The sequence below is a fragment of the Gloeocapsa sp. DLM2.Bin57 genome, from assembly GCA_007693955.1.
Classification (GTDB): Bacteria; Cyanobacteriota; Cyanobacteriia; order Cyanobacteriales; family Gloeocapsaceae; genus Gloeocapsa.
Map to the genome: position 1 here is coordinate 17,416 of RECR01000111.1, position 18,919 is coordinate 36,334.

The 18,919-nt window shown below is 37.3% G+C and carries 19 protein-coding genes; 3 read left to right on the top strand and 16 right to left on the bottom strand.

What is annotated here, in order from left to right:
* The first annotated feature begins 7 nt into the window (after window positions 1-7).
* Window positions 8-1,429, top strand: a complete 1,422-nt coding sequence (locus EA365_14305; GenBank protein ID TVQ42743.1) for an O-antigen ligase domain-containing protein — start codon at window positions 8-10, stop codon at window positions 1,427-1,429.
* Window positions 1,430-1,434: 5 nt separating this feature from the next.
* The gene (locus EA365_14310; GenBank protein ID TVQ42744.1) at window positions 1,435-2,244 is read left to right on the top strand and encodes a glycosyltransferase; all 810 of its coding nucleotides are present in this window, start codon (window positions 1,435-1,437) and stop codon (window positions 2,242-2,244) included.
* Between the two features lie 46 nt (window positions 2,245-2,290).
* Here EA365_14310 and EA365_14315 read toward each other — a convergent pair whose 3' ends face one another.
* From EA365_14315 to ylqF, 14 genes are all read right to left on the bottom strand, one after another.
* Entirely contained in the window at window positions 2,291-3,091 is an 801-nt protein-coding gene (locus tag EA365_14315; protein ID TVQ42760.1) for a 2OG-Fe(II) oxygenase, read from the bottom strand.
* A gap of 77 nt (window positions 3,092-3,168) precedes the next feature.
* Entirely contained in the window at window positions 3,169-3,720 is a 552-nt protein-coding gene (gene pgsA, locus EA365_14320) for a CDP-diacylglycerol--glycerol-3-phosphate 3-phosphatidyltransferase (GenBank protein ID TVQ42745.1), read from the bottom strand.
* Window positions 3,707-5,647, bottom strand: coding sequence for a hypothetical protein (locus EA365_14325; protein ID TVQ42746.1), 1,941 nt, complete (start codon window positions 5,645-5,647; stop codon window positions 3,707-3,709). Before EA365_14325 ends, pgsA begins: the two co-directional genes overlap by 14 nt.
* 2 nt (window positions 5,648-5,649) lie before the next feature.
* Window positions 5,650-6,273 carry a dTMP kinase gene (gene tmk, locus EA365_14330; protein TVQ42747.1) on the bottom strand — a complete coding sequence of 208 codons (624 nt, stop codon included), beginning with the start codon at window positions 6,271-6,273 and terminating at the stop codon, window positions 5,650-5,652.
* 3 nt (window positions 6,274-6,276) lie between these two features.
* The gene (locus EA365_14335; GenBank protein ID TVQ42748.1) at window positions 6,277-7,626 is read right to left on the bottom strand and encodes an NAD(P)/FAD-dependent oxidoreductase; all 1,350 of its coding nucleotides are present in this window, start codon (window positions 7,624-7,626) and stop codon (window positions 6,277-6,279) included.
* A complete protein-coding gene (locus EA365_14340; protein TVQ42749.1) occupies window positions 7,617-8,669 on the bottom strand; it encodes a threonine-phosphate decarboxylase in 1,053 nt (350 codons plus the stop codon). Before EA365_14340 ends, EA365_14335 begins: the two co-directional genes overlap by 10 nt.
* A 19-nt stretch (window positions 8,670-8,688) precedes the next feature.
* Window positions 8,689-8,973 carry an HU family DNA-binding protein gene (locus EA365_14345; protein TVQ42750.1) on the bottom strand — a complete coding sequence of 95 codons (285 nt, stop codon included), beginning with the start codon at window positions 8,971-8,973 and terminating at the stop codon, window positions 8,689-8,691.
* Between the two features lie 260 nt (window positions 8,974-9,233).
* On the bottom strand, window positions 9,234-9,953 hold the full coding sequence (gene queC, locus EA365_14350; protein TVQ42751.1) for a 7-cyano-7-deazaguanine synthase QueC: 720 nt from the start codon (window positions 9,951-9,953) through the stop codon (window positions 9,234-9,236).
* 5 nt (window positions 9,954-9,958) lie between these two features.
* Window positions 9,959-10,960, bottom strand: coding sequence for a UDP-glucose 4-epimerase GalE (gene galE, locus EA365_14355; protein ID TVQ42752.1), 1,002 nt, complete (start codon window positions 10,958-10,960; stop codon window positions 9,959-9,961).
* Between the two features lie 41 nt (window positions 10,961-11,001).
* Window positions 11,002-11,415, bottom strand: coding sequence for a DUF4278 domain-containing protein (locus EA365_14360; GenBank protein ID TVQ42753.1), 414 nt, complete (start codon window positions 11,413-11,415; stop codon window positions 11,002-11,004).
* Window positions 11,416-11,438: 23 nt separating this feature from the next.
* Window positions 11,439-11,621 (bottom strand): DUF4278 domain-containing protein, encoded by a 183-nt coding sequence (locus EA365_14365; GenBank protein ID TVQ42754.1) that lies wholly within the window; start codon window positions 11,619-11,621, stop codon window positions 11,439-11,441.
* 193 nt (window positions 11,622-11,814) lie between these two features.
* Entirely contained in the window at window positions 11,815-12,204 is a 390-nt protein-coding gene (locus EA365_14370) for a YraN family protein (protein TVQ42755.1), read from the bottom strand.
* Window positions 12,188-13,747, bottom strand: a complete 1,560-nt coding sequence (locus EA365_14375) for an NAD(P)H-quinone oxidoreductase subunit N (protein ID TVQ42756.1) — start codon at window positions 13,745-13,747, stop codon at window positions 12,188-12,190. Before EA365_14375 ends, EA365_14370 begins: the two co-directional genes overlap by 17 nt.
* Window positions 13,748-13,785: 38 nt before the next feature.
* Window positions 13,786-14,637 carry a ribosome biogenesis GTPase YlqF gene (gene ylqF, locus EA365_14380; GenBank protein TVQ42761.1) on the bottom strand — a complete coding sequence of 284 codons (852 nt, stop codon included), beginning with the start codon at window positions 14,635-14,637 and terminating at the stop codon, window positions 13,786-13,788.
* A 94-nt stretch (window positions 14,638-14,731) separates the two neighbouring features.
* Here ylqF and EA365_14385 point away from each other — a divergent pair, with 94 nt between their 5' ends.
* Entirely contained in the window at window positions 14,732-17,326 is a 2,595-nt protein-coding gene (locus EA365_14385; GenBank protein TVQ42757.1) for a hypothetical protein, read from the top strand.
* Window positions 17,327-17,585: 259 nt separating this feature from the next.
* Here the strand turns inward: EA365_14385 and EA365_14390 are convergent, their stop codons facing one another.
* Together EA365_14390 and EA365_14395 are read right to left on the bottom strand one after the other, a co-directional pair.
* A complete protein-coding gene (locus EA365_14390; GenBank protein TVQ42758.1) occupies window positions 17,586-18,524 on the bottom strand; it encodes an isoaspartyl peptidase in 939 nt (312 codons plus the stop codon).
* 7 nt (window positions 18,525-18,531) lie between these two features.
* On the bottom strand, window positions 18,532-18,687 hold the full coding sequence (locus tag EA365_14395) for a DUF2256 domain-containing protein (GenBank protein TVQ42759.1): 156 nt from the start codon (window positions 18,685-18,687) through the stop codon (window positions 18,532-18,534).
* Window positions 18,688-18,919 lie beyond the last annotated feature (232 nt).

Consider the following 18,919-nt stretch of genomic DNA (forward strand, 5'->3'; position numbering starts at 1 on the left):
ATAATTTATGACTTTAATTGCCAAAGCAGTTTTATTACTCTGGCTACCTATAGCCGTTAACTTTTTTAGGTGTTATCCCCCTAGAAAAGCAATTTTAATCACCTTAATCGTAGGAATATTGTTTTTACCTACGAGAGTGTTATTTAACTTACCTCTTATTCCCAATTATGATAGTGAAACTGCAGTAGTTTACCCGATTATTATTGGATTATTTATCTATGATACTAAGTGGTTGACTCGCTTAGAACCCTGGTGGTTAGACGTACCTATACTCATTTTTTGCATCAGCAGTATTTTCGCTTCTGTACGTAATGATTTAGGGATTTACGATGGTGTTAATGAAAGCCTCAGGATGGTGTGGCTATACGGAGTACCCTATCTAGTAGGACGTGTCTATTTTAATAACTTAGATAGTATCAGAAATCTAGCAGTAGCAATCGTTAAGGGGGGCTTGGTTTATGTACCTTTTTGTCTTTATGAAGTGCTGATGAGTCCGCAACTACACCGCATGATTTATGGTTACTTTCCTCATGGTAGCGGTATTACGCAAGCTATTCGTCTGGGAGGATATCGCCCCATGGTATTTATGAATCATGGTTTAGCTGTAGGACTATTTATGATGACAGCTACACTTATAGCGGTTTGGTTATGGCAATCAAAAGCGGTGGGAGAAATCTGGGGGTTTGACTTAGTCTATATAGTACCTGTGTTGGTTTTTACGCTTATTTTGGTTCGTTCCACAGGTGCTTACCTTCTTTTTGCCTATGGATTAGTAATTTTAGCTTTTGCTAAATGGCGCAAATCTATCTGGCCTTTTTTGTTATTAATAATTGGGATAATTACTTATCTATATATTGCTATTCAAGGTAATTTGGATAAACCTACTCTAGTATTACCAGTCTTAGAGTTTCTAAGCAACTTTGCCTCTCCAGACAGAATAGGATCTCTAGAGTTTCGTATAGATGAAGAAATACTGCTCATAGATAAAGCCAGGGAACAATTTTGGTTTGGTTGGGGAGGATGGGGACGTAGTAGAGTCTTTGAAGAAAATAACTACGGAATTTTTCAAGATGTGTCTATTACAGATAGTCTTTGGATTATTGTTTTTGGTACTAAAGGTGTTATAGGTATTGTTAGTATAGCTCTATCCATGTTACTACCTTCTTTATTATTTCCCTATCTACGTCACCCCGTAAGAACTTGGTTTTATCCTCGGGTTGGTAGTGCAGCAGTTTTTGCTGTTCTTTTACCTTTATTTATGTTGGATAATTTATTGAATTATCATTTAACTGTCGTTGGTTGGGTAATGGTTGGCTCACTCACGGGATTAATCCTAAATACTCAAGAGGATTTAAGTATCACTGGAGGAAAAAATGTGCCTAAAACTAAATATGTAGAGAAAATACCAGAGAAAGTAGGACAAAAATAGTTGTCATGAACACAGTGAATTTACTAAACATTTATATAGATAATATTTCCCTGATTGAACTTTTAGAAAAGTTAACTCAAGGTGGTGGCTTTGTGGTTACTCCCAATGTGGATTATCTAATCAAATTACGTCGAGAACCATCTTTATGGAAAGCTTATAAAATCTCTAATTATAGGTTGTGTGATAGTAAAATATTGGAATATACTTTTAAGTTTCTAGGAACTCCTGTTAAGGAAAAAATCTCTGGTTCTGATTTATTTCCAGCTTTTTATAACTATAATAAAGATAATGAAAATATCAAAATATATCTATTAGGAGCACAAGAAGGAGTTGCTCAAAAAGCTAAAGAGATAATTAATCAAAAAGTAGGCAGAGATATTGTAGTTGAAGCTTATTCTCCTAGTTTTGGTTTTGAAAATAATCAAGCTGAATGTGAAAAAATTATTAAAAGCATTAATGATTCAGGAGCTAATGTGTTAGCTATAGGTGTGGGTGCGCCTAAACAAGAAAAATGGTTACTTAAATACTCTGAGCAACTTTCTAATGTTAAAACTTTTTTTGCCATTGGTGCAACTATTGATTTTGAAGCAGGTGTTAAACCTAGATCACCAAAATGGATTAGTAATATAGGTTTAGAATGGTTGTATCGCTTATTGAGTGAACCTAAACGTCTTTGGAAAAGATATTTAGTTGATAGTTTACCCTTTTTTTGGTTAGTGTTATTTCAAAAGTTTTCTTTATTCTATGACTATCCTAGTGCTTTTAATGATTATGATCAAATTGCTACTTATGTAGAATTAGATTCAGTGCTATAGCTTAAAAGCTGGTGGGTAAAAAAATGACTCACCACTTTATTAATTTCTATTTTTTAAGGATCATGTTTTTTAGATCGAAAACAATAGGAGGTATTAGTTTTTTGATAAATTGTTGAGATGTTTTTTCTGTTTCTATTTCCTCATTATCTCTCGCTTTAAAGATAGTTGTATGACCTTCGGAAACCTCTTCTGTTGGACGACCATTACTATAATAATAAAGTGCTAATGACCTGCGAGTTCTTGTTTCAGGACAAGTTAAGGGATCAGGATGTCCATGATAAGAAAAGTCAGTTGTACTAAAAATAACACAACGATTAAATATGGGCAGAATTTTTTGGTAACAAGTTTTCATGTCTCTATCCCAGAGTTGTAAATGACCACCATATTCTTCAGACCAGTCTTTGTTGAGATAAAGTAAAAGATTTAGACGACGATCTAACTTCAATCGTTCATAAATGTTAAAATCAGCATGAAGTTTTAAATATCCTCCTCTTTCTATTTGATGAAGACCACCACCAACAAAATGAGGATCAGGAATAAGTCCTTCAATACCCGTTAATTGTTCTAAAAAATTAAGAAAGGTAGATGAATTGAGTTGATAAAGTAAAAGACGGGTCGCTTCTCCCATTTGTAGTTCAGAAGTTGAAGCCAATTTCTTTTCTGATTTATTATTAAAACTTTGCCAATTAACTTCTCCAGGTTTAGGAAATTCTTCTAATATTTGTTCTAGTATTACTTCGGGAAGAAAATTATCAATCACAATATGAGGAAAAGGAATAGCATTAGCATAACTGTCTCTATATTGGGTTGCTAAATCATCTAAATAATCAGGGTCAAGGCAAAACAGTTCTTTAAGCATAAATTATCATTGGTTAAATTTTTTCTATAATCAATATAGCTAAATTGTGCTGCTTTAGCAAATTATTATTTAGCTAAATGGAAATCTTGTAAGTAAAGTAATCCAGAAATCAGGGTTAAAGCTACAGCAAGCCAAAAAACAACGATCGCCAGATTAGACCAAAATATAGGTAAAGGTGCGATTAATAGGGCGATCGCCCCAATTTGAGTTACTGTTTTCAATTTACCCCAGATACTAGCACCACTAATCTGATTACTATTACTGAGTTGGGGGTTAACTCTCCACCCGGCGATCGCTATTTCTCTACCGATAATTAAAAATACTCCCCAAGCGGGAATTTGATTTAACTCTACTAAGGCTAACAAGGGTGCGATCACTAGTAGTTTATCCACCAAAGGATCTAAAAATTTACCCAATTCCGTTACTTGATTCAATTTACGAGCTAAATAACCATCTAACCAATCAGTAGCTGCGGTAACTAAAAAAATAGCCAAAGCAAAATAGCGTGCTCGCGTAGCGAGATCCTGCGGATCGCTTGAAGTAGGATCATGGAGGAAATAGATAATAAAGGGTATTCCCAAAAGACGAGACAGGGTAATCGAGTTAGGAAGATTCATTGGTTAAAGGAAGATTAATCAGCAATGGTTCAGAAGCTTGCTGTATAGTTTGAGAGAAGAGTTTTGCTAGTAATTCTTTGAGATGATCACATAAGGGGGTATTAGTACGATAATAACCTTGTTGTTCCGATAAAATCAAAGATTTTTTACCAGAAAAACTCGTAACTATTATACCAGAAGGAAATTGACCTTGAAGTAAAGCGAGTAAACGTTTGAGACAAACCCGCGTATTAATACCCCGAGTAGCTAACTGTTGGATTAATTCTTCTATAGTAAACAACTCTTGAGGAAGGGTATTTAATAACTCTTTTAGCAGGAAATAATCACTATACTGATGTCGAGATTTAGCTAAAACTTGAGGGAATAAGGGTAAATAAGCTAAACCACGAGCTACTCTAATACTATTTTCTGCTTCTGTATCTATCATAACCTGAGCTTGGGGGAATTTTCCTGCTAACCAAGTCAAGAGATGGTTTTTTATTCCTAAGATTAACCCACCATTAGCGACAACTTGTTTAATTTCTCTGTTGCTAATATTTTTCTCAGTCAATAACTGTTGTAGAAGTTGTTCTAAATTACTTAAAAATGGTTTGAGAATAATTTCTTGTAAATCTTGACTCCTAGCTAAACAATTATAACCCCCTAGAGGAAGATTAAAGACTTCTTGGTCTTGCAACATTAAACTAATTAATCTAGCTGCTTCTAAAAAAGAATAAGCAAAAGGATAAGTTTGTAAATATTGATCTAATTGATAACGATTCAGTGAAGCTACTTTACCAGGTGTGGGTAATTCACTATCAATAGGTGGTATTTCTCTACTATAAATAGGATAGATAAACTGACTAAAAATATCTTGTTCTAATGCACGTTGACCATAGGATATACTAGTTAGACTAAAATCATGCTCAGACAAATTTTGCCAAGATTCGGGAAGATTAACTAGGGCTATTTCTGTGGTAGAATTACCCCCATTAATTACTAATGTCCAACCAGACGTTAACCTATTATCTCCATATCTTCCCAATAGACTAGCTATAGCTTCTTCTAGAAAAAATATTTCTCCTGATTCTTCGACTAAATGAGTTTTTAAAATGCTTTCCCGCAAATTAAATTTATAAGTATCACTCCAATTACTCGGAAAACTAACTATGATACCCTGTAATTGTCCTAATGCTTGTTTAACATCTACATCAGATAAATCTGGTGTTGTTGCTAAATATAATTGAGACAATAATTTAGGTAATAATTCTGCTAAATTTTGGAGTAATTCTGATTCTATATCTATTACCCAATCTAAATAACATTTATAATTATCAATAACAATATCTGTATCTTGAGGGAATCCTTCTCCTGCTAGTATTAAAAAATTGTTAATAGTTGAACGATAAATTAAGCTAGGATAACGGGATTGTTGGGTTACTAATCCGTCGAGATTTTTAATTGACCAATAAAGAGGATATTGTTGTTGTTGGTTAAGATTAAGTAAAACTGCTGCTATACCTAGAGTACCAAAATCTAAACCTAAATACCAGATATCACGTTTTGATTTTACCTGTAATAAGTCTATAAGACTATTAATTTTAGTTGATTCTTTTGGGGGAGACGATTCTAGTATTGCAGGTGTAGGGATTTCTGTGGTTGATTGATTTAGTAATAGTTGCTTTAATTGGTTGATTTCTTGTTTTAAATCCTCTATTGATTCAGCAATTTCTAGAGTAGGTATTTTATTAACTACCGCTTCACTAATGACTCTCGCTAGTTTTTCTACTCTATCTTCTGGTTGTGGTTGTTGCTGCATATAGCTAAGGTATTGATGTATTCTTAGCAATATTTCTCGATGTTTTTCGTTATTTAATAAAGAGGTATTAGCTTCTTTGAGAAAACGTTCAAAATCATTTAGTAAGGAGTTGAGTTCATCATTATTCATAATTAAGAAAAATTTTTTTCGATAAAATGCACAATTTGCTGATGAATTTCTTCTTGACTTTTTCTAGCGTCTATTACTAATTTTAATCCCGAATATTCTTGAACTATTTGTTGATAATTGGCTTGGACTTTGTTTAATTTTTGCTTATTTTCATAAACATCTTTTTGAGATTTATCTTGAAGTCTAGCTAAAGAAACTTCTAGAGGAATATCTAAATAAATTAGTAAATCAGGTTGAGGAAAATCTTGATTAAGTCTTTTAACTAATTCCTGAATTTTGAGAGAATGACCATGATAAGCTAAAGAAGAGAAGTAATAACGAGTACTGATAATAGTTATTTGCTGTTGGAGGAGTGTAAAAACTCCTGATGTTTGGTTGTAGAGATGATAATATCTATCAGCTGCGAACAAATAAGACATTTGTTGCTCAAAATTATCCTGATTTTGTTCTAGATTAATTTGCTGATGGAGAATATTTCTGATAAATTGACCAATAGGTCCATCGGTAGGTTCAGGACTAAGTATAGCAGGTTGATTAACAGATAAATAATAATCTTGTAATAGTTTAGCTTGAGTAGATTTTCCCGAACTATCTATACCTTCAAAAACAATAAATAATGCTTGCATTGCTTAGGAAAACCAGGAACGTCGCCAAGTTAATAAAGTTGTTAAAAGGGGAGATTTTTTAGTTTTATGACTTTTTTGGGTTGACCAATCTAAAGCAGTTTTATGGAGAATTTCTCCTAGGGTTAAGTAAGGAAATTTAAACGCAAATTGAGAGAGTTTAATGTTAGCTTCCATAGCGGTAGCGATCGCCCCAATCATTTCTCCTGCTGCAAATCCCACTAAATCAGCCCCGAGAATTTGTCCATTGGTTGTTACAACCAGTTTGACTAATCCACTCGTTTTATCTTGTATTTGAGCTAAGTCTATATTGTGATAATAATTGTGTAAAATGTCAATCTTTTTACCATAAATTTCTCTAGCTGCTGTTTCAGTCAAACCAACTCTAGCTAGGGGGGGGTGGGTAAAGACTATAGAGGGGATAGTTTGTGTTTGACAGGGAGATCGCCTCCAACCTAGAGCATTACCCACAGCTATTTTAGCTTGATATTGAGCCAATTGTACAGAGGGTTCAGTGGTTATCAACTCTCCACAAGCATAGATACGACGGTTATCGGTTTGGAGATAGGGATTGACTTTAATTTTATCTTGGCTAAGGTTAACCCCTACGCTAGTTAAATTTAAACCGTTGATATTGGGATTTCCCATGGGAGTTACTAAGACTTGTTCAGTTTCGATCGCTTGATTTCCCGCTTGTAACCAGGGTTTACCTTCTATTTCCCTAATTTGGGAGGGTGGAGAAGCATTATAGATTTTGATTCCTTGACTTTCCAAAATAGCTTGTAAAATTCTTGAGGCTTCAGAATCTGCTTGAGGGATAATTTGTGCAGATTTAGTGATTAGATTAACTTGTTTACCTCGTTGATGTAATAATTGAGCTAATTCTATGGTGTTGATACTATCACCGATAATGGTTAATTGCTCAGGAAGTTGACTCCAGTTTTGTTGTTGCCATAGAGAAAGACTGGTTAGATATTTGGTGTTTTCTAAACCATCTAGAGAGGGTAAACAAGGTTGAGATCCTGTAGCGAGTAAATAGCTATGCGATCGCAATTTTCGTTCTTCTACCACTACAGCTAGAGAGGGTAAGCGGACAAATTCTGCTTGTCCTGTGACAATATCTACTCCTTGGGCTGCTAAGATACTTAGGGTATTTTCTCCTTGTAGGCGTAATTCTTTGCCTAAATCAGGGTTAAAGGGGTAACTCAATTGATAGAGGTGTCTATTCAACCAGAGATCATCTAAATTGTTATACAATACTAAAGCTATACGTCCAGGAAATTTAGTCGCTTCAGAAGCTGCAAATAAAGCCTCTGGGGTATTGCCAATAATCACTAAATCGTATTCTACTGACATTGGGATAAAGCCGTAACTAATCTGTTATTTGACTCAGGAGAGAGTATGGCTACGCGGAAGTAATCTTCTCCTAATTCTGGAAAACTCAGACAATCACGAATGAAGATTTTATCTTGTAGGAGTAGTTTTTGTTGCAATTGTGAACCAGGTAGAGAGGTTTTGACGAGAAGAAAATTAGCTAGACTCCCTAGGGGTTGAAATTGAGGTAAAGATGCAATAGCGGTAAATAGTTGTTGACGAGAAGTTGTTAACCAATTCCATGTCTGTTGTTGAAACAAGGTATCTTTTAAAGCGGCGATTGTAGCCGTAATAGCTAGACTGTTTACTGTCCAAGGATCGCGCCATTGTTGCCAACGTTGAATACGTTCGGGATTAGCGATCGCGTATCCTATGCGCAATCCTGCTAGACTATAAAACTTGGTCAAAGAACGTAGAATTACCAAATTAGGGTAATCTTGTACCCAATCTATCAAAGTTTGAGATTGAGAGGGTGGTAAGAAATCCATAAAAGCTTCATCCACTACTACTAAACCGAAGTTATCGAGATAGGGTAAAAGGGTTTCACGAGAGAATAACTTACCGGTGGGATTATGAGGATTAGTAATGATCAGACCTTCAGATTGGGGAGAAATAGTGTTTATTGTCCAATTTTCGGTTACTAAATCTAGAGGACAGGTATTAATTTTAACTCCAAAAGTTGTTAAAGCCCGCCAATAGTCCCCAAAAGCGGGAGTTAGTACATAAGTACTAGTTAATTGACTTAATTCCCAAGCCGCCCAGGTGAGTAATTCTGCTGAACCATTACCAGGTAAGATATATTCAGATGGTATTTGATGCCATTGTGCTAAGACCTGTTTTAATTCTGGATAATTTGGATCAGGATAAGCTTTAATACTGTCTAGATCAGAGGCGATCGCCCTAAGTACACTCAGAGGAGGTCCTAGGGGATTAATACTAGCGGAAAAATCCAAAATCAAAGAGGGTGGGCAATTTGCTATATTACTTGCCCAGTTTAAATTTCCTCCATGATTTGGTCTTCTCACATTAGTTATTGATTAATTACTAGTCTTTGGGTGGGGCTACTTTTTCTCTGAATTGTTTACCCGCAGAAAAGGCGGGAACTTGAGTAGCTGGTATATCCATTTTTTCACCAGTTTTGGGGTTACGACCTTCTCTGGCTTTGCGTTCTCTGCGTTCAAAAGAACCAAATCCAACTAGAGTTACTTTATCCCCTTCGGAAACTGCTTCCATAATGGCTTCAAAGGTTGCTGTAATGACTGCATCGGCATTTTTTTTGCTTACTGATGCCATTTTAGCAACTTGATCGACTAATTCACCTTTGTTCATTTTGTCATCTCCTGTTTAATTTTTGAGTCTAAATCGCTGAAACTGCGATCAACTCTGTGTTTAACTGCAATATTCTAATCAAAGTCTGACCCTTATGGATCGCTGAAACCTTGATTTTAACTGAATTAGAGTCAAAACCCGCTATTTATTACAAATCTTTTACATATTCAAAGGCTCACTATCTCTAGGTTTGAGTCTTTTTATTGATTTCTGTTAAAAATAGTAAAGTTTAGCTTAATTTTTCTCTAGCTATATAGGTTTTAGGGGTTATTCCCTCTCCCCGTCTCTCGATCTCCCCATCTCCCCCTATTCCCTTTTGCAGTAGCTAACTCGGGATAACCTGCTTTGATTAAAGCTTCATCTCGAATACGACAGGAATCACACAAGCCACAGGGTTCTGGATCACCTTGATAACAAGACCAAGTTTCGGAAATAGGTACACCAAGTGCGATCGCCTGATGGACTATTTCTACTTTGCTTAACTCTACTAGGGGGGCGATTAATTGTGGCGCTTTTGCTTCGATACCTACTTTAGAGGAGAGATTAGCTAAACGTTGATAAGCTTCGAGATATTCTGGGCGACAATCGGGATAACCTGAGTAATCTACCGCGTTAATTCCTAAGTAAATAGCTTCTGCTTGTTTAGCTTCTGCTAGAGACAGGGCGATGGCTATAAATACCGTATTCCTTCCTGGTACATAAGTTGTGGGGATTATCCCTGGTTTGACTCCATCTTGGGGTAAATCTTGTTGATTATCGGTTAAAGCTGATCCACCCCATTGGGCTAAATTAACGTCTATGGTGTAATGTTCGGTTATGCCCAGGATTTGGGCTATTTTTTGAGCTGCTAGTAATTCTTTATGGTGACGTTGTCCATATCTAAAGGATAGGGCGATCGCTTGATAACCTGCTTTAAGGGCGATCGCTGCTGCTGTTGCTGAGTCTAAACCTCCTGAGAGTAAAACTACTGCTTTAGTCATTTTATCTACTGGTTACCGTGTCGGCGCTGATGCCATTGCCACGCATGAGTTACAATTGTACTTAAATCAGGGTATTGGGGATTCCAACCGAGAAGATCACGGGCTTTGGCGCTACTACCAATCAGAATTGGTGCATCACCTGCACGGCGATCGCTTTCAATCACTGGTATATCCCGTTGGGTTACCCCTTTAGCGGTTTCGATTACTTCTCGTACAGAAAAACCATTACCATTACCTAGATTAAATACCTCACTGTTTCCACCATTTAAGAGATATTCTAAGCCCAAAACGTGAGCACTAGCTAAGTCGTTAACGTGGATATAATCTCGTATAGCTGTACCGTCTTCGGTGGGGTAATCTGTACCAAAAATAGATAGAGAGGAACGTTTTTGTAAAGCTGTTAATAAAGCTAAAGGAATTAAATGAGTTTCGGGTTGGTGATCTTCTCCTAATAAACCGCTGGGATCTGCTCCTGAAGCGTTAAAATAGCGAAAAGCTACTGATTTTAAGCCATAAGCAATATCTAAATCCGTTAGAATCTGTTCTACCATATTCTTACTACTAGCGTAAGGACTTAGGGGGTTACGGGGGTGATTTTCTGTCATGGGGACTTCTTGAGGCATCCCGTAAATTGCACAGGTTGAAGAGAAGACGAATTTTTTGACTTGTGCTTGTAGCATAGCTTCTAACAAGGTTAGAGTCCCAACTACGTTATTGCGATAATATTGGGCTGGTTTTTGTACCGATTCTCCTACCGCGATATAAGCGGCAAAGTGCATTACTGCTGCTATTTCACGACTAGCGAATAATTGATCTAAAAAAGGGCGATCGTTAGTATCGCCCACAATTAACTCTACTTTTAAAACTTCTTTGACTATTTCTGGATGTCCATAGGAGAGATTATCTAATACTATCACCTCATATCCGAAATTTTTCAAAGCCAAAACCACATGAGAGCCAATATATCCCGCACCACCTGTTACTAAAATTGTGGGTTTATTGCTCACTCGCCAATATCTCCTTAGAATTGCTCTATCTTAAAATAACACTAAAATAGACTTAATTCTCGGGATTCTTTTTCCAACATAGTTACTAATTCTACATCTCCTCTAGCTTGAGCTGCTTGTAACCGACGTTCCAGATTTTTACGCATATTTTCCCAGTGAATCTGAGCTGATGTCTGTTTCTGTAACTGTTTTTGAGGTTGAACTGAACAACGATTATCTTGAGCTGGATTATGAGTATGTGGATTTACTTGTGATTCCTGCAAAGGAGTTGGACAAGTGCTATAAGCTACTCCCCGGTATTGTCGATAGATTTTTGGTTTTAAGTGTACTATATGTTTAGGATATCTATATTTCCAGTCTTTACCTCTATATTTACCACCTATTTCCCCTTGATCAAATTCGATATTGGCGTTTTCGTAGTCGTAGCTAATTCCTCTATATGATAGTTGTTTCATCTTTTTAACCTCTTTAATTATTTTTAATGTGTATAATGGGCACCACGATAAGTTAACTTAACGGGTTGACCTGATCGACGTAATTGTTGTTTATATTGGTGGGTTTTCCAGGGTGAGCCTCTGTATAACCCTCCTGTTTCTCCTTCTTGTACTTCTAGAGTCACAGGGTCTTTTTCGTATTTAGCTCCTAAAAACAAGAATTTCATAATTTCTGCATTACCTGACTCTCCACCTTCAGATTAACATTTTTCTAGATATTCTGTATATATTGTTACAAAAATTAAGTTAAGTCAAGAAATGATAACTTACTCAAGGTGAGTAAAGAGTTAGGTTTAGGTTTTAGGTGCTATTATTCCTATATATCAGACTCAGAAGCTCCGAAGCTCCCCTCTCTCGAACCTATTCGAAGCAATCTGACCAAGCTGATTCTAAATATTCTTTTAGTGTAAACTTATATTCTTGGTTTATCTGAGTATAGATAACTAAGGCAACATCAAAGCGACAAGGCAAATCCGCTAGGTGAGGGTAATCGCTTAAAAAAGCGTTAGCGGTTTGCCAGATTTTGCGCTGTTTTTGAGGGGTAATCGCCAACAGACCATCGCGATCGCAATTAAACTGTTGACGAGTTTTCACTTCAATAAAGGCTATTTGAGGAGAATTGACCTGAATTTGGGCGATTAAATCGATTTCTCCCCAAGGACAACGCCAACGTTGCTGTAGGATTGTCCAGCCTTTGTTTTCTAGGTATTGAGCGACAAATTTCTCTCCTAGTTTACCGATTTGGTGCATCTATATTTCTCAAGGACACTTGTTCATTGAGAATAATACTAGACTGCAGTAATTCACTACTACTCACAGAGTTATTAGCTAAGGTAAACAGAGGATTAGAGAGAATACCCGCTAAAGTGGTTATGACTAAAGAGAGTACTAAACCCACTTGTAGGGGGCGCATTCCTGGTAAAGTCCAGTTAATCTCGGGATAGTTTTTCACTACTTCAGACATTTCGTGTGGTTCTTTGACCACCATCATTTTAACTACCCGAATATAATAGTATAGGGAGATAACGCTAGTTACTAAGCCTAATAAGACTAAACTGTATAAACCTGCTTGCCAACCTGCCCAAAATAGGTAAATTTTGCCAAAAAATCCCGCTAAAGGAGGAATACCGCCTAAAGAGAGTAAACAAATGCTCAAAGCTAGGGTTAAGAGTGGATCTTTTTGATAGAGACCTGAATAATCACTAATTTTATCAGAACCAGTTCTCAAGGAGAAAAGAATCACACCAGCAAAAGCGCCTAAATTCATGAACAGATAGATGAGCAGGTAAAATACCATACTAGAATAACCAGCAGTATTACCAGCGATTAAACCAATCATGACAAAACCCGCTTGGGCGATGGAAGAATAAGCGAGCATCCGTTTCATGCTGGTTTGTGCTAAAGCTACCACATTACCTAATACCATACTCAGAATCGCTAAAGCGGTAAAGATAAAGTGCCATTCTACACTCACAGGAGAGAAGACGCTAACTAGTAAGCGAATCGCTAAAGCAAAACCTGCAGCTTTTGAACCTACGGAGAGAAAAGCGACTACAGGAGTGGGTGATCCTTCGTAAACATCTGGTGTCCATTGGTGAAAAGGAACAGCAGAAATTTTAAAGGCAATACCGGCAATGACGAAAACCAGGGCGATGGCTAATCCCAGAGATTCCCCCGGACCGTTATTTAATTCTAGGGCGATCGCGTTGAGATTAGTTTCACCACCAGATAAACCATAGAGTAGAGACACTCCATAGAGGAATATAGCCGAACTAGAAGCACCAATCAAGAGATACTTTAAAGCTGCTTCATTGGAGCGAGGATCGCGCTTCATGTATCCCGTCATCAGATAAGATGAGATACTGAGCATCTCTAGAGAGATAAACACCATCACCAATTCTGATGCTCCTGAGAGGAACATTCCCCCTAGGGTAGCAGTAAGCATAATGGCGATAAATTCAGCTAGAGATGTTCCCGTTTCTTCTACATAGCGTATAGACATTAAAATTGTTATCGCAGTAGATAAAGCGATGATAGCGCGAAAAATAATACTAAGGTTATCTCCTGTAAACGCGCCTAAAAAGGCGACCGGGTCAACTGTATCCCAACTTAAGATCAGACTTAATACAGAAACGAGTAAACCAGCTATAGCTACGTAGGGGAGATAACGAGAGAAACTCCTTCCCCCGATTAAATCACCTAGTAAAACCACTATTAAGGTGATTACTACTATACCTTCTGGCCAAATCACACCTGCATTGAGTTGAGAGGCAATGTTACTAGAAAAATCCATACTTTTTAAGCTTTTTATTGCTGACTTAGATTATTTTGTCATAGTTTTTGCTGATTGAGGGGAGGAAATTCTAGGGCGATCGCCCCTAGGTTTCCTGTGCGAAAATCATTGAGTAGCGCCATAGCCGTTTTTTCTTTGTCTTCTTGATAACGTCTTATGGCTAATTTCTCTAGATATTCTTCCCCTGTCATTGTTTCTAGGGGTAGATTATATCGAGTTGTCAACACTTTTTCTACGTTTAATTCTGCTAATAAATCAACTAGGGTGATAGCGATGAGTTGATTATCATAAGCTGCTTCGCCAATATCTTCACAGATAGCTAGTTTAACCGCGTCTGTTTGGTTTTCTAGTTTGACGGGAATTATCCCTGGTGCGTCTAATAGTTCGATACTCTCTGATAGTCTTACCCAACGTAATTGACGGGTTACACCTGCTCTTCTCGCACTAGCTACTACTTTACGATTGAGTAAGCGATTAATTAGAGCTGATTTTCCGACATTAGGAAATCCAATGACTACAGCTCTGACTGGACGTGGTAATAAACCTCGACTGCGTCTTTTCTCGTTGACTTTCACCCCTACTAATTGAGCTGCTTTGGTTACTGCTTTAATTCCTTCTCCTGTTTTACCATTAGTAAAGTAGGGTTCTTCTCCTTGTTGACGAAACCAGTTTAACCACTGTTGGTGTGCTTTTTCCCCAATCATATCTACACGATTGATTACTAGTAGTTTTGGTTTTGTTCCTAACCAGTTATTGATTTCGGGGTGATGAGAAGCTAGGGGAATTCTCGCGTCACGTACTTCTAACACAACGTCAACCTGTTTGAGTTGTTCTTTGAGTTGTTTTTCGGCTTTGGCTATATGTCCAGGATACCACTGGATTAGAGACATTGTTTCTTGTTCCTGCAAACTATAGTTTATTTTAAGATTTTTGGGCGGGTTTTTATGCTTTACTAATTTTAGGTTATGGTTTTGATTAGTAATTATGAAGTATTTTAAATATTTATTTTTGTTATTTGTTGTTCCTATTTTATTATTAATTACCACTAAGTTTTCTGTTACCGCTCAACCTATGAATATAGTAATGATTGACCAGGAAATCGCTCATATTGCTGAACTTTGGACAACTGCTAGTAATGACCAAAAAGCTAAGTTAGGCTTAGCGGATATGTTATTATTTAGCGCTAAAGATAGATTAGCACAACAACCAGATTTAGCATCAGAATTTTATAATCAAGCTAAAACAATTACTAACAATCCTCAAAGTTTAGGTAATCCAGCTTATACTAGGTTTACAGTTAATCAACTGATTTTTTATGCTATTGGTACAGATAAGATAGCTTATTTATTACGAGGAGAAACAGAAAACGTTAGTTTAGATAGTATCCACTATCCCACTCAACATCATAGTTTTATTAAACCTGCTTTGGGTGCACGTCCTTTGTGGCAAGCTTCTTTTACCAGAGCGGATCGGGAAGAATTAACCGAAACTTTTATTAATAGTGTCCAAGCTAAATTAACAGCAACTCCTCAACTAATTGAAACAAATAGTTATCGAGGTTTGCATTTTAAATGGTTAAATGTACCAATTCCTGATTCAAGAGAACAAGCTAATATTGAAGCTGAATTAAGGCTATATCCAAATAGTGAGAAATCCGATTGGTATATCAATGTTATCCCTAAAGGAAACCAGAATCAAGCAACAAAAGTTCTCTATGAGGTAGAGTTTCCGATTATTCCTAATGTCAGTAAACAAACGGGAAATACTAATCAAGATTATCTGGTTTTTCCTTTTCAATCTGGAGAATTATATATTAATCCTAGTCAAACTTTAGCCAAACCTAGAAAAACTCTCTATCCAGGTCACACCAGATGGCAATCACTAGTTTATTACCAGGGTAACCAGGGCATGAATTTTATGGTTACTGATGCTGATGGTTACGCGAAAACAGCTATAGCACAAAAAGCAGACAATCAAACGATACAACTATCTTGGCTACATCATCCCCCTAGACAAGGTTATCCTAAGAGTAAATTAGCGATGTTTGGTCCTCATCAAAATGTTAATTATAGTTGTCGTTTAGTGACTTTTACGGGAGATTGGTACGAGGGAGCGCAAGTTTATCGAGATTGGATGTTACAACAAGATTTCTTGGGGACAGGAAAACCAAAGAAATTGAGTAGTAATCCTGAAGCTGCAGATTGGGCGAAAAAAATGATCGTTTCTTATCGGACTTTTTCACCTTTTGGGTGGGAAAATTTGCCCGATTTATTAGGAGATGAAAGTAACCAGGTTAGACAAGTCTATGACTTTCATAAAGCTAATCTACCTAATTATCCAGGACAAGTGAGTATTTATGCTTGGCGCACTATTGAAGCGGAAACCTCAACCTTTTTCGATCGCCCTGAAGTCGCACCCCCAGGTAGAAATTATATCGGACCACGTTTTGGCGAAGCGATCGCCTATCTGAGGGCTAATAACCTCAATGGCAACCCTTTTATTGAATCACCCTTATGGGATGTAAATGGAACAACCTATAAACCCGAAAATGGTGGTAAAATAGCGATGCTTTATTACAATCGCCGACCAATTAGAGTAAGATTCGGTAAAGGTAAAAAAGAGACTGTCTTTAGTTGGATAGATGTAGGTGAGGAACAATGGATTCAAAAACAAGAAGGTATTGCAGAAGCACTGTTAAAAAGCGCTAAATCTGAACCAGAAAAAATCGACGGTGTTTATTTTGACCTATCCCTGACTATTAATCAACTCAATCATCGCAATCCTAACACCGTTGGTGGTCAACACGCTAGTTACGGTTGGAAAAATTTGTTTCAAAGGGTGAATAATAAAGCTCGTAGAGGTAGTGGAAGTCATAGTAATCCTCGTTATACTCTCTTTACTGAGGGAATGGCTGACTGTTTTCTCAACCTGAACCATTTTTATTTACATTTTCAACAAGATTTACCCTTTGATATCGCTTTGTGGGGAGATTATAATAAAACCTACGGGATTAAATCTTCTTGGTCACCTTTAGATGATGATGCTACTAACGATTGGCAACAAGCTATACCCCAGGGACGTGCTTTAGCTTGGGGTCAACCTATTGGTCGAATTGATAGTACAATGATTCAAGCAGGACCAACGGTAAATAATTTTCTGATCAATTTAGCTCATCATCGTTACGTTAATCAGGACTATTTGAGTATGGGTAGAATGCTCAAACCAGTGACTATTAATCAGATTCAGTGGAGTACTCCTCCTTCTCCTGCTATACCTGCTAATCAATTACCAGACGTGATGATACCTAATGGGGTTTTTGCTCACTCCCAGGAGGGTAATAACACCGTTTTATTTATCTTTGTTAATGGTGCAATAGATAGATCAAGCGCCACTGTAGATTTTACGATTAATCCTGCTCAGTATGGTATTCCTAGCAACTATCAACTTTATCGTCGCACCGTCAATGGTAATCCCGCAACTGCTACTGATACGGTGGTAGGTAATTTTAGTCAAGGTAGTCTGACTCAAAGTAGGCAATTACAACCATTGGAAATCGTTACTTATGTGGCTAAACCGTAAATTTAGATCTTGCATCGGAGTTAGGTGGAACGATTTTAGGTTGAATGGTTTTAGGTATTAGGAGATATTATTTATATATATAATGCGACTTGTGCCTCTTGTATCTCTTGCCTCATTCGCGCATTCGCGCATTCTTCCCTAACCCCTGACTACGAACTCCTCTTCCCTATTCCCTTTTCGCTATAGTCTAAAAATACTGGTGCAAGATTTGAGTTAAACGTAAAAAGGGCACAAACTTTGCGCCCATACAATAAAAATACTAAGCAGAGACAACACCGATAAAGTCAGTACTAGCAGCGTCTAGACTATCGCTAATTGTTTGACCATTATGATAAGCTGCTAAAACTACCTCACAAGTTTTGCCCCAAACGATGTTACCCTGATGGTCAAGAGCAATAGCCGCTAAATCTCTATTTCTACTTTGAGACTCTTTAATTGATTTTTCCATCGCTTCAGCTAGGGATAACCCGTCAGTGACTCGGATGACTACTTTAGCTGCGAAACATTCATCAATAATATCTTCACCAATACCTGTACAACTTACCCCAGCTAAACTAGTAGCATAGTTGCCAGCAGGCATAGCTGAATCACTAACACGTCCTATTTTTTCTAAACCTTTACCTCCAGTAGAAGTAGCCACAGCAATGCGACCTTGCTTATCTAAGGCTACCACGCCTATAGTCCCTCTTCTTTCCTCGGCTACGACTGTTGCCATTTTTTTGCTAAAGTTCTCTTTACGCTCTTCGATCCATTCTTTGAGACGTAAATCAGTAAGGGGATCGTAGGGTGGGATAGCCATTTCTCTAGCTAATTCAGCTGCACCATAATCAGAGATTATGCGATCGGTTTGACTTTGTAATTCTTTAGCTAGAAAAATAGGATTTTTGACGCGAGAGACGTTAATTACCCCGCTGAGAGATTGTTTTTCCCCATCCATTAAACTAGCACTCATCCGAATCTGTCCATCTGATTGTAACACTGAACCTGTACCAGCGTTAAAGCGTGGCTCATCTTCGAGTAGTTGACAACCTTTGATGACAGCATCTACAGCGCTGCTACCTGCTAGCAGTGTATCATATATTTCTTGAACGATTCCTTTTAGGGCAGCACGTACCGCATCTTTACCACCTTTATCTTTCAGGGAAAGACCTGCACCACCATGTATAATTACTTTAGGTTGTAGCGACTCAGTTGACATAATTTAATTAATCTTTGCTGTTGGATTTGCGTCTTCGACATCTTTCTGAGCAATATTTTACATCATCCCAGCACTTTTCCCATTTTTTTCGCCAAGTGAAGGATAAACCACACACGGGACAAATTTTACTTGGTAATTCAGAAGAAGGTTTATGACGTGGCATAATTTTAATTATAGCGCAAAGCAAAAGGGAATAATATCAAGTTCGGATAAATACTTACGATAAAAGTGAGATAAGGCACTCTTGCACTCTTGCAACAGGCAAGAGCTTCGGAGAGGAAGGAGACGGGGAGATGGGAGAATTCGGAATTCCGAATACCGTTCTACCGTTCTACCTAATTTGACACTCGCACCGTTAAATCAAAGATTGTAACGGGCGATTCTTGCTTCAAAGG

Bases quoted from the DNA above. Each gene is read 5' to 3' on its own strand.
- EA365_14345 (TVQ42750.1), bottom strand. From the start codon at position 8,973: ATGAACAAAGGTGAATTAGTCGATCAAGTTGCTAAAATGGCATCAGTA.
- EA365_14375 (TVQ42756.1), bottom strand. From the start codon at position 13,747: ATGGATTTTTCTAGTAACATTGCCTCTCAACTCAATGCAGGTGTGATT.
- EA365_14370 (TVQ42755.1), bottom strand. From the start codon at position 12,204: ATGCACCAAATCGGTAAACTAGGAGAGAAATTTGTCGCTCAATACCTA.
- queC (TVQ42751.1), bottom strand. From the start codon at position 9,953: ATGACTAAAGCAGTAGTTTTACTCTCAGGAGGTTTAGACTCAGCAACA.
- tmk (TVQ42747.1), bottom strand. From the start codon at position 6,273: ATGCAAGCATTATTTATTGTTTTTGAAGGTATAGATAGTTCGGGAAAA.
- ylqF (TVQ42761.1), bottom strand. From the start codon at position 14,637: ATGTCTCTAATCCAGTGGTATCCTGGACATATAGCCAAAGCCGAAAAA.
- EA365_14335 (TVQ42748.1), bottom strand. From the start codon at position 7,626: ATGTCAGTAGAATACGATTTAGTGATTATTGGCAATACCCCAGAGGCT.
- EA365_14365 (TVQ42754.1), bottom strand. From the start codon at position 11,621: ATGAAATTCTTGTTTTTAGGAGCTAAATACGAAAAAGACCCTGTGACT.
- EA365_14360 (TVQ42753.1), bottom strand. From the start codon at position 11,415: ATGAAACAACTATCATATAGAGGAATTAGCTACGACTACGAAAACGCC.
- EA365_14385 (TVQ42757.1), top strand. From the start codon at position 14,732: ATGAAGTATTTTAAATATTTATTTTTGTTATTTGTTGTTCCTATTTTA.
- EA365_14390 (TVQ42758.1), bottom strand. From the start codon at position 18,524: ATGTCAACTGAGTCGCTACAACCTAAAGTAATTATACATGGTGGTGCA.
- EA365_14310 (TVQ42744.1), top strand. From the start codon at position 1,435: ATGAACACAGTGAATTTACTAAACATTTATATAGATAATATTTCCCTG.
- EA365_14395 (TVQ42759.1), bottom strand. From the start codon at position 18,687: ATGCCACGTCATAAACCTTCTTCTGAATTACCAAGTAAAATTTGTCCC.
- EA365_14305 (TVQ42743.1), top strand. From the start codon at position 8: ATGACTTTAATTGCCAAAGCAGTTTTATTACTCTGGCTACCTATAGCC.
- pgsA (TVQ42745.1), bottom strand. From the start codon at position 3,720: ATGAATCTTCCTAACTCGATTACCCTGTCTCGTCTTTTGGGAATACCC.
- EA365_14325 (TVQ42746.1), bottom strand. From the start codon at position 5,647: ATGAATAATGATGAACTCAACTCCTTACTAAATGATTTTGAACGTTTT.